The organism is Achromobacter sp. RT286_PF (assembly GCF_059760425.1).
The window spans coordinates 197,759-211,154 of record NZ_JCBAMR010000002.1; the positions used below are offsets into that span (position 1 = coordinate 197,759).

At 67.4% G+C, this 13,396-nt stretch carries 10 protein-coding genes; 7 read left to right on the top strand and 3 right to left on the bottom strand.

Features of this window, described 5'->3' with window-relative positions; all coding sequences use genetic code 11:
* The first annotated feature begins 15 nt into the window (after positions 1 to 15).
* From AC6LJY_RS02775 to AC6LJY_RS02785, 3 genes are all read left to right on the top strand, one after another.
* Positions 16 to 699, top strand: coding sequence for an RraA family protein (locus AC6LJY_RS02775; RefSeq protein ID WP_498135242.1), 684 nt, complete (start codon positions 16 to 18; stop codon positions 697 to 699).
* Positions 700 to 701: 2 nt separating this feature from the next.
* The gene (locus AC6LJY_RS02780; protein ID WP_498135331.1) at positions 702 to 1,643 is read left to right on the top strand and encodes an NAD(P)-dependent oxidoreductase; all 942 of its coding nucleotides are present in this window, start codon (positions 702 to 704) and stop codon (positions 1,641 to 1,643) included.
* 132 nt (positions 1,644 to 1,775) lie between these two features.
* A complete protein-coding gene (locus AC6LJY_RS02785; RefSeq protein ID WP_498135243.1) occupies positions 1,776 to 2,522 on the top strand; it encodes a hypothetical protein in 747 nt (248 codons plus the stop codon).
* Between the two features lie 78 nt (positions 2,523 to 2,600).
* On the opposite strand, the gene AC6LJY_RS02790 is transcribed toward AC6LJY_RS02785, so the two are convergent.
* The gene (locus AC6LJY_RS02790; protein ID WP_319301333.1) at positions 2,601 to 3,524 is read right to left on the bottom strand and encodes a LysR family transcriptional regulator; all 924 of its coding nucleotides are present in this window, start codon (positions 3,522 to 3,524) and stop codon (positions 2,601 to 2,603) included.
* 133 nt (positions 3,525 to 3,657) lie between these two features.
* Between AC6LJY_RS02790 and dsdA the strand changes: the two genes are divergently transcribed.
* From dsdA to AC6LJY_RS02805, 3 genes are read left to right on the top strand one after another with little or no spacing between them, the layout of a single operon-like run.
* Positions 3,658 to 5,064, top strand: a complete 1,407-nt coding sequence (dsdA, locus tag AC6LJY_RS02795) for a D-serine ammonia-lyase (RefSeq protein ID WP_498135244.1) — start codon at positions 3,658 to 3,660, stop codon at positions 5,062 to 5,064.
* A gap of 2 nt (positions 5,065 to 5,066) precedes the next feature.
* A complete protein-coding gene (locus AC6LJY_RS02800; RefSeq protein WP_104142085.1) occupies positions 5,067 to 6,053 on the top strand; it encodes a Bug family tripartite tricarboxylate transporter substrate binding protein in 987 nt (328 codons plus the stop codon).
* 11 nt (positions 6,054 to 6,064) lie between these two features.
* Positions 6,065 to 7,627 carry an amidase gene (locus AC6LJY_RS02805; RefSeq protein ID WP_498135245.1) on the top strand — a complete coding sequence of 521 codons (1,563 nt, stop codon included), beginning with the start codon at positions 6,065 to 6,067 and terminating at the stop codon, positions 7,625 to 7,627.
* A gap of 58 nt (positions 7,628 to 7,685) precedes the next feature.
* Here AC6LJY_RS02805 and AC6LJY_RS02810 read toward each other — a convergent pair whose 3' ends face one another.
* A complete protein-coding gene (locus AC6LJY_RS02810) occupies positions 7,686 to 10,436 on the bottom strand; it encodes a sensor histidine kinase (protein WP_498135246.1) in 2,751 nt (916 codons plus the stop codon).
* Positions 10,429 to 11,268, bottom strand: a complete 840-nt coding sequence (locus tag AC6LJY_RS02815) for a response regulator transcription factor (RefSeq protein ID WP_498135247.1) — start codon at positions 11,266 to 11,268, stop codon at positions 10,429 to 10,431. The genes AC6LJY_RS02810 and AC6LJY_RS02815 overlap by 8 nt, the downstream gene beginning before the upstream one ends.
* 466 nt (positions 11,269 to 11,734) lie before the next feature.
* On the opposite strand from AC6LJY_RS02815, the gene AC6LJY_RS02820 reads away from it, so the two are divergent.
* Positions 11,735 to 13,378, top strand: coding sequence for a ShlB/FhaC/HecB family hemolysin secretion/activation protein (locus AC6LJY_RS02820; protein ID WP_498135248.1), 1,644 nt, complete (start codon positions 11,735 to 11,737; stop codon positions 13,376 to 13,378).
* Positions 13,379 to 13,396: the final 18 nt, after the last annotated feature.

A 13,396-nucleotide genomic window follows, 5' to 3' on the forward strand; every position in this document is an offset into this window, starting at 1 on the left:
CAGACAGGAATTTCCATGGCAAACCCCGACATCATCAAAGACTTTTCCCGCGTCCCGGCCGACATCGTGCGCCGCGCCGCGTCGTTGCAGCCGGCCATCCTGGCCGATGTGGCGGGCCGGCGCGGCGCGCTCAGTGGCCGCATTCGGCCGCTGGACCCCGGCATGAAGCTGGCCGGCACCGCCTTCACCGTTGAGGTGCGGCCCGGCGACAACCTGATGATTCACGCGGCCATCTCGCTGGCCAGGCCCGGCGACGTGCTGGTGATCGACGGCAAGGGCGACCTGAGCGCCGCGCTGATGGGCACCATCATGATGACCGCCTGCCGCCAGCTGGGCATCGCCGGCGTGGTGATCGATGGCGCGGCGCGCGACACCACCGAAATCATCGACATGGGGTATCCGGTATTCGCGGCCGGCGCCAACCCCAACGGCCCGACCAAGAACGTGCCCGGCCGCATCGGCCACCCCGTCTCGGTGGGCGGCGTGACGGTCCACCCCGGCGACTTCATCATTGGCGATGCCGACGGCGTGGTCGTCGTCGAGCGCGAAAAAATCGAAGGCTTGCTGCCCGCGGCGGAAAAGAAAGTGCGCGACGAAGCCGCCCGCATCGCCGCCATTCAGGCCGGCGACACCGCAGCCACCTGGCTGACGGCCGCGCTGCGCAGCGCCGGCGTGCTGAAGGAAGGAGAGGCGCTGTGACCATGCCTGCTGCGCCTAAACCGGCGTTGGTCGTTACCGCCGCCGACCTGGCCACCGAAGCCCTGGCGCTGCTGGACGGGTTCAACATCGTCTACGCGGGCAAGGCGCCGTCGGAAGACGACATCGTGGCGCTGTGCCGCCAGCACGATCCGGTGGCCATCATCGTGCGCTACAGCAAGGTGGGCGCCGCCGCGATGGACGCCGCGCCGTCTTTGCGCGTGATCTCCAAGCACGGCAGCGGCACCGACACCATCGACAAGGCTGCCGCCGCGCAACGCGGCATCGAGGTCGTGGCGGCGGCGGGCGCGAACGCGGCGGCCGTGGCCGAGCACGCGCTGGCGCTGCTGCTTGCCGCCGCCAAATCGGTGGTGCCGCTGGATGCGCGCATGCGGGCGGGCCATTGGGACAAGGCCACGCACAAAAGCGTGGAGCTGGACGGCAAGACGGTCGGCGTGGTCGGGCTGGGCGCCATCGGCCGGCGCTTTGCGGCGATGGCGCACGGCATGAACATGCGTGTCATTGGCCACGATCCCTATGCGCAAGACCTGCCGCCTTATATCCAGAGCGTGGCGTTGCCCCGCATCTGGCAGGAGTGCGATGCCGTGTCGTTGCACTGCCCGCTGACGGACGACAACCATCATCTGGTCAACGCCGACACGCTGGCGCAGTGCCGGCCCGGCGTGATCCTGGTGAACACCGCGCGGGGCGGCCTGGTGGACGAAGCGGCGCTGCTGGCCGCCGTGCGTAGCGGCCAGGTGATGGCCGCGGGCCTGGACAGCTTCGCCGTCGAACCCATGACGGCGGGACACCCGTTTCAACAGGAGCCCCGCATCCTGCTCAGCCCGCACATCGGCGGGGTGACCCGCGCGGCCTACGTGAACATGGGCGTGGCGGCGGCGCGCAACGTGCTGGCGGGTTTGGCCCGCAGCGGGGCGGCGGTTTAGGCCACGGCGCCGTCCCACGGCGCCGTCTTCATACCCTCCGGACCGCGTCGTCGTGGCGCCTTGACGGCGCCGCACCGCCCGCCCCCAGCTGCGGTATAAACGAACCCCCTTCGTTTCCAAGCAGGCGCCGCCTTGTCGCAAACATTCGGAGCACGTCGATACTTCTTTGCCACGGCCAGCGTCATCCGCCATCAGGGCCGGGCCATGCTGGCCGCCGCGCCGTGGTCGCTCGCGGCCTTTCTGTTGTCGCTGCCATTCGCCATCCTGGCCGCGACGCTGGCCTGGACCGGTAGCGCGCTGTATTTGTTGCTGGCGCTGATCAACCTGATCGCGTTCGCGCGCGTGACGTTCGCCTGGCATCGTGTCGTGGTGCTGGGCAGCGGCGCCAACCCCGACGCCACGCGCGGCGGTTCGGCCGAGGCGCGGCACCTGATGGTATTCAGCGTGCTGGTGCTGATCGTGGCCGTGCTGGCGCGCGCGACGGGCGACCTGCCTTATGTGCTTTACATGATGATGAACGGGCCGGGCACCAACAAGTTCCTGGCGGCACTGGTGCCGGCCGTGCTGGTGGTGTGGCTGCCGGTGCTGTTTTGCGTGGCGGTGTTGGCCTTGAGCCTGCCGCGCACCGCCGTCACGGGCGACGCGAGCTTGCAAGGTATCCGCGCCGCCATGCCTTATCCGCGCTGGCCGCTGGTGTTGGCCCTGGCCGTGCTGGTCAGCCTGGGCGGCTTTGCCCACAGCGGGCTGACGGAATATCTGCACTACGCCACGAACGCAGGGCTGTTGTGGACCGCCGGGTATGTCGTGCTGTTCGCGGTGATGACGTTCGTGGTGGCGGCGATGGTGGCGGTGGCGTATCGGGATGGCGTGCGACGCTGATCCGCGCACTGATCACGGCGCACTGATCACGGCGCAGCGGTCACCGCGCATCAATCGCCGCACATCAATCGCCGCGCATCAATCCACCACCCCGCCCTCCGCTTCCAGCTGCGCTCGCAGGCTGGCGATGAACGCCTTGGCGGCCTCGGGCAGCACGCGTCCGGCCAGCGTCTGGACCTCGAAGTGGCGTTCGTTCATTTCGCGGTCGCGCAGCGGCACGGCCACCACCTGCTTGCCGCGCAACCGATAACGGATTGCCAGTTCCCCGCAGAACGCCACGCCGCCGCCCGCCCCCGCGAACGCCACCAGCGCATCGACGCTGCGGCTGGAGAACACGGGCTCGCACTGCAATTGCTGGCGGCTGCAACTGATGTCGATCAACTGCCGCAGCGTGGAATCGGCGTCGGGCAACGCCAGCGGATACGCCATCAATTGCGCCAGCGACACTTCGGATTGCGCAGCCAAGGGATGGCCCGCCGCCACCACCGCGCGCACCGGCGCGGGCATGCGCAATTCCACGCGCACGTCTCGGTGTGAGGTCAGGCTGAGCGTGATGCCGATATCGGCCGCGCCGTCGCGCACCCGGACAGGAACTTCACGCTGCGAGCACACATCCAGCGTGAAACGAATGCCTGCATATTGCTTGCGAAATTCCGCGATGGCGGCGGGCACCACGTCGTGCACGAAACCCTCGGTGCACACGACGCGCACCAGCCCCTGACGCAGGCCGCGCAGGCTCATGATTTCACCGGTCACGCGGTCCACGTCCTGTTGCGCGCGCTTGGCGTGCGCGGCCAACAATTCGCCGGCCGCGTTCAGCGCCATGCCACGCGAGCGGCGCTCGAACAGCAAAGTGCCCAGCTCGCGTTCCAGCCGGGCGATCTGGCGGCTGACGGCCGACGGCGCCACTTCCAGCCGCTCGGCCGCCACGCTGACGGAGCCGCAGCGCGCCACTTCCAGGAAGTAGCGCAGGGCCATTTCTTGCAGAATCTGGGGGTTCATCGGGTTTGCCCTTGGTTTGCGCAAAACGCAACAGACAATTCTATCAATTCATATTGCGGCAACGTTAAGGGCGAGCCTAGGATGTGACCGTTAGATGACGTCTTCTGGACGCCCCCCTTAGGCAAGCGCAGTCATGATCCCGTCCCCCGCTTCTGTTTCGTCCCTTTCCTTGCAGGCGTTGCGCGCGGCGCGGCCCGTGTTGTGGACTCGCCCGGCCGTGGGGCTTGCCCCCGTTGCCGCCCCCGTCGCCGCGCCCACCGTTGCCCCCTTCAGCCTGGCCGATGTGCAAGCCGCGCAGGACCGCTTCACGCGCTTCGCACCGTTACTGGCGCAGCGCTTTCCAGAGCTGCAAGCCACCGCCGGCGTGATCGAATCGCCGTTGCTGGAAACCCCCGCCATGCAGGACGCGTTGGGCCTGCCCAAGGCGTCGGGGCGGTTGTGGATCAAGGCGGATCACGCGTTGCCCGTGGCGGGGTCGATCAAGGCGCGCGGCGGCATCCACGAAGTGCTGGAATTCACCGAAAAGCTGGCCCTGGAACGCGGCCTGATCGCGCCCGGCGATAACTTCATCAAGCTGGCCTCGCGGGAGGCCCGCGCCTGTTTCTCTGAATACCAGGTAGCCGTGGGCTCAACCGGCAACCTGGGTTTGTCCATTGGCGTGATTGCATCGGCGCTGGGGTTTCGGGCCGCCGTGCACATGTCGGCGGACGCCAAGGAATGGAAAAAAACCCGGCTGCGCGCGCGCGGGGTCGAGGTGGTGGAACACCCCGGCGATTACGAAAAAGCCGTGGCGGCCGGACGCCGCCAGGTCGAGGCCGACCCCAAGGGTTACTTCGTTGACGACGAACGCTCGGCCTCGCTGTTCCTGGGTTATGCGGCAGCCGCGCTGGCGCTGCGCGAGCAGATGGCGCAAGCCGGCATCGTGGTCGACGCCGAGCATCCGCTATTTGTCTACCTGCCTTGCGGCGTGGGCGGCGCGCCGGGCGGCATCGCCTTTGGCTTGTCGTTGCTGTTCGGCGCGCACGTGCACTGCTTCTTTGCCGAGCCGGTCCAGTCGCCGTGCTTTCTGCTGCGCATGATGGCCGGCAATGGCCAACTGCCCGGCTTGCCGGTGCCGCCGTCGGTCTACGACATCGGCCTGACTAACCAGACCGAGGCCGACGGCCTGGCCGTGCCGCGCGCGTCGGACCTGGCGTATGCCGCCGTGGGCGACCTGCTGGCCGGCGTCTACACCGTGGCGGACGATACGCTTTACGGCGACCTGGCGCGCCTGCATGACAGCGAAGGCCTACGCATCGAGCCCTCGGCGGCAGCGGGCTTTTCTGGCCCGCGCCACTTGCTGGGCAGCGTCGCGGGCCAACACTGGCTGCGCCAGCGCGGCTTGCTGCCGCACCTGCCGCGTGCCACGCATCTGGCCTGGACCACGGGCGGGCTGTTCGTGCCGGCCGAAGAATATGAGCAATTCCTGAGCCGCGGGCAACGACTCGCGGCCGACCCTCAGGCGCCGACACAAGCGCCTTCTCTCCACCACTCTCGTTGAGCATGACCATGAAGACTGCCTTGATTGCCCTTGGTGTCACCCTGGCGGGCACCCTTGCCGCCTCTGCCCCGGCCGCCGCCCAGACCGGCTACCCCACGCGCCCCGTCACGCTGGTGGTGCCCTTTCCGCCCGGCGGCGCCACCGACGTGCTGGGCCGCGTCATCGCGCAAAAGCTGGGCCAGGAATTGGGCCAGACCGTGGTGGTGGAAAACCGCGCGGGCGCGGGCACCGCAATCGGTGCCGGCTTCGTCGCCAAGGCCGCGCCCGATGGCTACACGTTGCTGGTCAGCTCGGGCACCACCTTCACGGTCAACCCGGCCATCCAGAACAAGCTTCCGTACGATCCGGTCAAGAGCTTTGAACCGCTGGGCATCGTGGGCCGCACCGGCCTGGCGCTGCTGGCCAACCCGCAGGTGCCGGTCAAGGATCTGAAGGAACTGGTGGCCTACGCCAAGGCGCGCGACAAGGAGCCGCCGGCCTACGGTTCGTTCGGTGCCGGCACCACCGCGCATTTTGTCGGCGAAGCCTTCCTGTCGGCCGCCGGCATCAAGATGATTCACGTGCCCTACAAGGGCAGCGCCCCCGCCATGACCGACCTGATCGGCGGCCAGATCCCGTTCTCGGTCGACACCGTGGCGGCCGCGCTGCCGCAAAGCAAGCAGGGCAAGGTGCGCGTGCTGGCGGTGTCGGCCCCCACGCGTTCGGCCTTCCTGCCCGACGTGCCGACCTTTGCCGAACAGGGCTATCCGTCGGTGGCCATGGACACGTGGTTGATGTTCACCGCGCCGCGCGGGCTGCCCGCCGACGTGAAGACCAAGCTTGAGACCGCCTTGCGCGCCACGGTGGCATCGCCGGACGTGCGCAAGAGCCTGGAGGCGCAGGGCTTTGAAGCCGCGTTCTCCAGCGCGGCCGAAGGCGAAGCGCTGATCCAGAAGGAACTGCCGCAGATGCGCGACGTTGCGCAGCGCGCCAATATCAAAATCGATTGAAGGAAGTTTTCATGACCCTGGACGATTCCCTCGTCTCGCTGTCGGCCGTGGAGCTGCGGCGCCTGATCGGCGCGCGCCAGCTCTCGCCGGTGGAATTGCTGGACGCGTGCATCGCGCGTATCGAGGCGGTCAACCCGTACATCAACGCCGTCACCGCCACCGCGTTCGAACGCGCGCGCCTGGAAGCGCGCGCCGCCGAACAAGCGGTGATGGCAGGCGACGCGCTGGGCCTGCTGCACGGCCTGCCGCTGGGCGTGAAAGACCTGGAGCCCACCGCCGGCCTGTTGACCACCTTCGGGTCGCAGATTTATCGCGACCACATCCCCACCGAAGACGTGACGCTGGTGGCGCGCCTGCGCCGCGCCGGCGCCATCGTCACCGCCAAGACGAACGTGCCGGAAATGGGCGCGGGCGCCAATTCGCGCAACACCGTGTGGGGCGCAACCGGTAACCCGTTCAACCCCAACCTGAATGCCGGCGGATCGTCGGGCGGGTCGGCCGCCGCGCTGGCCAGCGACATGTTCCCGGTCTGCACGGGGTCGGACACGGGCGGCTCGCTGCGCATTCCGGCGTCCAAGTGCGGCGTGGTGGGCTTTCGCCCTTCGCCGGGCGTGGTGCCCAGCGTGCGCAAGCTGCTGGGCTGGACGCCGATCTCCGTCGTCGGCCCGATGGGCCGCACGGTGGCGGACGCGTGTTTGCAAATGGCGGCCAGCGCCGGCCCCGACGCCGGTGACCCGCTGAGCTATCCGCTGGACCCGCTGCAATTCTTGACGCCGGGCATGGCCGACCTGGGCCGCCTGCGCGTGGCCTACACCGAAGACTTCGGCCAGTGCGAGGTGGACGACGGCATCCGCGCCACCTTCCGCGCCAAGATCGCGGCCATGCGCCATCTGTTCGCGGCCTGCGACCCCATCGAGCTGGACTTCGGCGAGGCCCATCGCTGCTTTGACGTGCTGCGCGCCGAGGCCTTCGTGGCGGGCATGCGCGACGCCTACGAGAAAGACCCCAACAGCCTGGGCCCCAACAGCCGCGCCAACTTCGAGATGGGCGCCGCGATGAGCCTGAAGGATTGCGCCTGGGCGCAAGCCGAACAGACGCGCCTGATCAAGCGCTTCCAGCGTGCCTTTGACGACTACGACCTGATCCTGTCGCCCACCACGCCGGTGTCGCCGTTTCCGTGGACGCAGCTGTACGCTGAATCCATCAACGGCCGCCGCCAGGAAAACTACTATCGCTGGCTGGCGCTGACGTATGTGGTGACGTTGACCACGCACCCCGCCCTGACGCTGCCTTGCGGACTGGACCACCAAGGCATGCCGTTTGGCATGCAGATCGTCGGGCGCTTTCGCGGCGACCGCGAGGTGCTGGCGGCAGCCCAAGGCATGGAGCAGGCCTTTGCCGGCAACGCCGAACTGCAACGTCCGCGTCCGGACCTGGCGGCATTGAAGCCCGCCAGCCCGTCGCTGACATCGATCGTGACCGTGCCGCCGGATGCGGCGGCCGCCACAACGGCGGGCGTACCCGCGGCGGGCGAACCCGCTGGAAAATCCACGGGCAACGTGTCGGCGGTATAAGCCGACGCGTCACGCAGGGGCCGGGCAACCGGCCCCTTTGCGTTTCCGGCGCGGTCGTTCAGCCGGCGCGCATGGTTTCGCACAGCTTGCGAATCGCCCCGATGTCGCCCTGTTTTGCCAGGCGTTGCAGCGCCGCGCAAAAGTCCTTGAATGCCACATTGCGCGCCTGCAACGCGCGCGACCAGTCGATCAGGTCAGAGATGGCGCCGCTATCCAGCAGCACTTGCACCTGCGCCAGCTCGGCGCCGGACAAACGCGGCGCAAACGTGGGCGATGACGCAGGCTCGCCCTCGTCGCCGACGGCCTTGATCGTCAGGTTCAACAGCCTGCCCAACACATGCCGCAACTCGACCAGGCTGATGGGCTTGAGCAGGCTGGCGTCATAGCGCGCGCCGCCCAAGGCCAGGGTGTCGTGCGGGGTGGCCGACACCGCCACCACGGGCAGGTCCGGCCAGCGCGCGCGCGCCGCCGCCAGCACCGCCGAGCCATCCACGCCTTCCATCCGGTGGTCGGTCAGGATCAAGTCGGGGCGCCGCGCGTCCTGCGCCTCGATGCGCGCCACCATGCCCCGGCCATCGGCTTCGCTGTCCACTTGAAAGCCCATGCTGGCCAGTTCCTCGACCAGGAATTCGCGGATCTCGGGCGTATCCTCGGCCAGCCACAGATGCTTGCCCGACCCGTCCAGCGTTGGCAGCACATGCGGCGCGGCGGCGATGTAGTGATGCGAAATGCGGGACTCGTCCATCTTCCTGACCGGCAACGTCACGCTGATCAAGGTGCCCAGGCCCACGTGGCTTTCCACACGGATATCGCCGTCCATGCGCTCCACCCACTGCTGGACGATGGCCAGGCCCAGCCCCACCCCCGGCTGGTTATCGGCGGCCGCGAGCCGGTGGAAGGGTTCGAAGATGCGCTGACGATCGCACGGCGCGATACCGCAGCCCGTATCGCGCACCGACAACACCAACTTCCCCGCAGCGTCGACAGCAGCAGGGCCAGACGCCGCGTAATCGGCCGTCAACGTCAGCACGCCGCCCCGGGTGAACTTGGCCGCGTTGTCGATCAGGTTGGACAACACCTGCCGCACGCGCTTGCCGTCCATTTCCAACACGGCGGGTACCGAGTCCGACACGCGCAATACAAACTGGTTGTTATGGCGGGCAGCAATGGGCGCCGATTCCTTGGCCACGGCATCCAGCAAGGCGTGCACGTATTCCGGCGATACGCGCAGCGCCTGGCCGCCGACGCCCGCCGCGTAATCGATCAGGTCGTTCACCATGCCCAGCATGTGATCGGCGCTGCGTCGAATGATGGCGCCGCGCGGCGCATCGTCGCGCCCGCCCGCCTGGATCAGATCCGCGAAACCGATGATCGAGGTCAGCGGCGTGCGCAGGTCATGGCTGATGCGCGCCAGGAAGTCCTGGCGCACGCGGCCCGCTTCGTCGGCCTGGATCAATGCTTCCTGCAAGGCCTGCGTGCGTTCCCTGACGGCGTAATCCAGGCGCTGGTGCTCGCGTTCACGCGCCTGCGTGAGCTCGGCTTGGACCGCCAGCTTTTCCTGCCGATGCTGGCGCGTTCGTCCGTGCACCAGCACGGCCAGCATCAGCGACACCGACAACAGGTCCCACGCCACCTCGGGCCCGCCTTCCCACCGGCCGGGCAGCAGTCCGTTGATGAATGCCAGCCGCAGGAACAGGCAGGCGCAATACACCGCGAACGACAGCAGGAAGATGCGCGCGTTGGCATGCCCGCGCCGCCAGCCATCAGCCATGGAAACCGGCCAGACCAGCCCCCACAGGAAGATCAGCCCGACCAGCGCCTGCGCGCTGGCGCGATACTCGCCAAACGCCGCCCAGACCGAGCCCACAAGGCCCACGGCGATCAGCGCGCCGTACACCCAGCGCCACAACCGCACCCGATGCAGATCGGCGAACAGCATGACCGAGAACCCGAACACCGTGGCCGCCAGCGTGCCCAGCACACTGGGCGCGCGCAACACCACTTCGCCGCCGCCCGTCACCACATAGCGGTACAGCAAGCCCTGGTACGAAATGCTGTAGAGGATTTCGGTAATGATGGCGGCGGACAGCAGCAGGAACACCAGGTCGCGCTGGGCCACGCCCAGCACCCCCGTGTAGATCACCACCATCAGCAGCGCGCCGATCAGCAGCGCCAGCACCAGCGTGCCGCGCTGCGCCGCGCCCACGAACGCGCCCGGCGTCCACAAGGTGGGTTCCATGCTGATGGCCGAGCGGCTTTGCACCCGCACCAGCACCGTCATGCGTTCACCCGGATTGAGCAGCAGCGCGGCCACGGACACCGACGACGGCACTTGTCGCGATGCGAGCGGCTCGCGGTTGCCTGCCAGGATGACTTGGGAAGGCTCCCGCTGTCCGGCGGGATACAGATAGAACCGCACGTCTTCCAGCCTGGGGACGCCGAACGACAACCAGCGTTCAACAAAGCCCTGCGTGGGGTTGCTGACGTCCAGCTTCAGCCAGTACACCGATTTCGAAAAGCCCCGATTCAGCCAGGCGGGCGCCACGGGCTGCCAGGGCCCGTCCAGGATCTGGCCGACGTCCTTGGACGCGGTCGTGTCTTCCTGCCCCAGCAATTCGTGGTTCAGGGGCAGCTTGCCGGTCACGGCGTTCAAGTCGACGACGGGCGTTGCAGGCGGTATGGGCTGTGCGTGCACGGGCGACATCACGCATGACAGGACCCCTAGCAACAGCAACAACAACGGCAACATCAACGGCAACATCACGTTCAACGGCAGCCTGCCCGGCAAGCCCAGGCGGCGATCATGCATAAGGATCATGCTCCTGGCGCAAGGCCGTGGGGGGCATGCCGAAGCGCTCGCGAAAAGCCGTAGAGAAATTACCCCGATTGCCATAGCCCACCGCCTGCGAAATGGCCTGGATATCCAGGCTGGTTTCGCACAGCAAGCGGCGCGCCTCGCGCATGCGCTCTTCGCGCAGGAATTCAAAGACCGTCGTGCCGGCGCAGCGCCGGAACGCCTGGTTCAGCCGGCGCGCGTTCGTGTTCAGCGCCTGCGCCAGCGCCATCAATTCCGGTGTGTGGTCCAGCCGTTCGCGCAGCAGCTTGCGGGCGGCGCGAAACAGCACGCCGTCCAGCGTCGCACCGGCCGCGGCGGCCGAGGTGCCATCGTCCGCATGGATTTCGGCCACGGTGGGAACAGGGGTCGGCGTGGCGTTGGGCGTGGCCCCTACCCGCAGATGAATCAGCAGGCGCAGGCGCACTTCCTCGAAGTCGAAGGGCTTGGCCACGTAATCCACCGCACCGGCCGACAGACCCGCCACGCGTTCGCCGGGCAGGCTAGCCGCCGTCAGGAAGATGACGGGGATGCCGCGCGTGGCCTGGTCGGCTTTCAGCAGGCGGCAGGCGGCCAGGCCGTCGCACACCGGCATGGTCACGTCCATCAGGATGATGTCCGGCTGCACCAGCTGCGCCTTGCGGTAGCCGTCATTGCCGTCCTCCGCCACATAGACGCGGCAGTCCTGGCTGGTCAGGAAATCGACCAGCAGCATGCGGTCTTCGGGGCGGTCCTCCACGACCAGTACGCGTAAGCCCGCGAGCTGGCCCGGAGCCATCGAAAAGAAGGCGTCGTTCATGCCGCGCATTCTTTCATGCTGGCCCGCTTTAGCGTTGGTAACACGAGACAAATCCGGGCCCTGGACTCGAATAATTTTCCTTGCGGCAAACCTGCCTGACATTCCAGCAAACCTCGGTAATGGAATATTTGCGTACTTACGATAATGTTTGTTACAGCGCGAAACTGGTCGGCGAAGGGATGTTTTCGTGTCGTTGTGGCGTTGCCGCCACAGACCCACGACACCGGGATTCCCCTGTATTTGCCCGCTCTACCGGTGACGGCGTCACGAGCGTAGGCATATCCCAAGGCTTGGAAGTTGCAAAAATTCTGTGTACCCAAGCGTGACAAATATGTCAAATAGCATCTATTAAATCCGAATGTAACAAGCCGCCGTCCGAGTACTCATGCGCCGTTTATCCCGATTTTGCCGCCCCGTTGTCCTCTGCCTCTCCCCCCTTTCCCTGCATGTCGGCCTGGCCTTAACGGCCCTGGCGTTGGCGACCAGCCCCGCCGCCGCGCAAAGCGTGCGCCCGCAGTTGCCGTCCGCCGCCGAGCCCGGCCGCGCCCTGCCCCAGCCGGCCATGCCGGAAAGCATGACCACCGCCCCGGAAGTGACGGTGCAGCAGGGCAGCGCGTCCGAGGCCCCGGTGGGCGCCGACAAGCTGAGCTTCACGCTGGCCAACATGCGGGTGGAAGGCGTGACCCACTACGCGCCCGAGACCATCAGCGCGTTCTACCAGGGGCTGGTCGGCAAGACGATCACCGTGGCCGATGCCTTCAAGGTGGCCAACGACATCGAACTGCTCTACCGCAATGACGGCTACGTGACCACGCGCGTGATCGTGCCGGCGCAGACAGTCGATGGCGGCGTGTTCCGCATCGTGGTGGTGGAAGGCTATGTGTCGGACGTGAAGTACGACGGCGATATCGGCCCCGCCCAAGCGGCGGTGGAAAAGCTGGTGCAGCGCCTGCGTGGCGTGCGCCCGATCAACGTGGCCGAAGTCGAACGCCAATTGCTGCTGGCCAATGACTTGAACGGCCTGGTGGTGCGCGCGTCGCTGGAGGCCTCGCCCAAGGAAGTGGGCGGCTCGGTGCTGGTGGTGCATAGCGAACGCAAGCCGGTCGATGCGCGCCTGGGCATTGATAACCGTGGCTCGCCCTACCTGGGCTGGAGCGAAATGACCGGCCAGGTCACGCTGAATTCGTTCGGCGCCCGCGCCGACACCTTCACGCTGAGCGGCCGCCTGGGCTTTCCGGCCTACCGCAGCCAGGCCGTTGCCGCCAACTACGACATGCTGGTCAGCGACAGCGGCATGACCTTCGGGCTGGCCGCCAGCTACGCCAAGAGCGAGCCGGGCCGCGACCTCGCCCCGCTGAACGTGGCCAGCGACGTGCAGGCCTACACGGCCACCGTCACCTATCCGCTGATCCGCTCGCGCCTGGAAAACCTGCGCGCCTTCGGCATGTTCGACGTGCGCAACGTGGCTACCGACATTACCGAGACGCCCTTTACGCGCGACCGGCTGCGCGTGCTGCGCGCGGGCCTGAGCTATGACCGCACCGACAGCTGGAACGGCATCACCGCCATTCGCGGCACGGTGCACCAGGGCCTGGACGCGATGGGCGCCACACAAGAAGGCGCCGAGCTGGCCTCGCGCGCCAAGGGCCGGTCGGACTTCCTGAAGCTCACCGCCGAACTGACGCGCCTGCAACAGCTGACCGATCGCCTGTCGCTGGTGGCCACCTTTGCCGGCCAGTACAGCGCCAGCCCGCTACTGGCCAGCGAGGAATTCGCGCTGGGCGGCCCCAACTTCGGCCGGGGTTATGACGATGGCGAAATGTCCGCCGATTCCGGCCTGGCCGGCTCGCTGGAACTGCGCTACGCCGTGTCCACCGACAACTTCCTGCCGCACGGTGCGCACGTTTATTCGTTTGTTGACGGCGGCCGCATCTGGTCGCGCAGCGAAAGCGCGCCGCTGACGCGCGCCAACGTGTCGTCCATTGGCGCGGGCATGCGCGCCAACCTTAACAAGACCCTGTACGCAACGTTTGAAGTGGCCAAGCCCACAAGCGGCGACGTCCTGACCCAGGGCAACAAGAATCCCCGCGTATTTTTCAGCATCTCGGCGCAGTACTAAGCAGCGAACGACAAGAGA

What these genes read in the sequence shown, in the direction of transcription:
- AC6LJY_RS02775 (WP_498135242.1), top strand. Translation starts at nt 16, where the DNA reads ATGGCAAACCCCGACATCATCAAAGACTTTTCCCGCGTCCCGGCCGAC.
- AC6LJY_RS02780 (WP_498135331.1), top strand. Translation starts at nt 702, where the DNA reads ATGCCTGCTGCGCCTAAACCGGCGTTGGTCGTTACCGCCGCCGACCTG.
- AC6LJY_RS02790 (WP_319301333.1), bottom strand. Translation starts at nt 3,524, where the DNA reads ATGAACCCCCAGATTCTGCAAGAAATGGCCCTGCGCTACTTCCTGGAA.
- dsdA (WP_498135244.1), top strand. Translation starts at nt 3,658, where the DNA reads ATGATCCCGTCCCCCGCTTCTGTTTCGTCCCTTTCCTTGCAGGCGTTG.
- AC6LJY_RS02800 (WP_104142085.1), top strand. Translation starts at nt 5,067, where the DNA reads ATGACCATGAAGACTGCCTTGATTGCCCTTGGTGTCACCCTGGCGGGC.
- AC6LJY_RS02805 (WP_498135245.1), top strand. Translation starts at nt 6,065, where the DNA reads ATGACCCTGGACGATTCCCTCGTCTCGCTGTCGGCCGTGGAGCTGCGG.
- AC6LJY_RS02810 (WP_498135246.1), bottom strand. Translation starts at nt 10,436, where the DNA reads ATGCATGATCGCCGCCTGGGCTTGCCGGGCAGGCTGCCGTTGAACGTG.
- AC6LJY_RS02815 (WP_498135247.1), bottom strand. Translation starts at nt 11,268, where the DNA reads ATGCGCGGCATGAACGACGCCTTCTTTTCGATGGCTCCGGGCCAGCTC.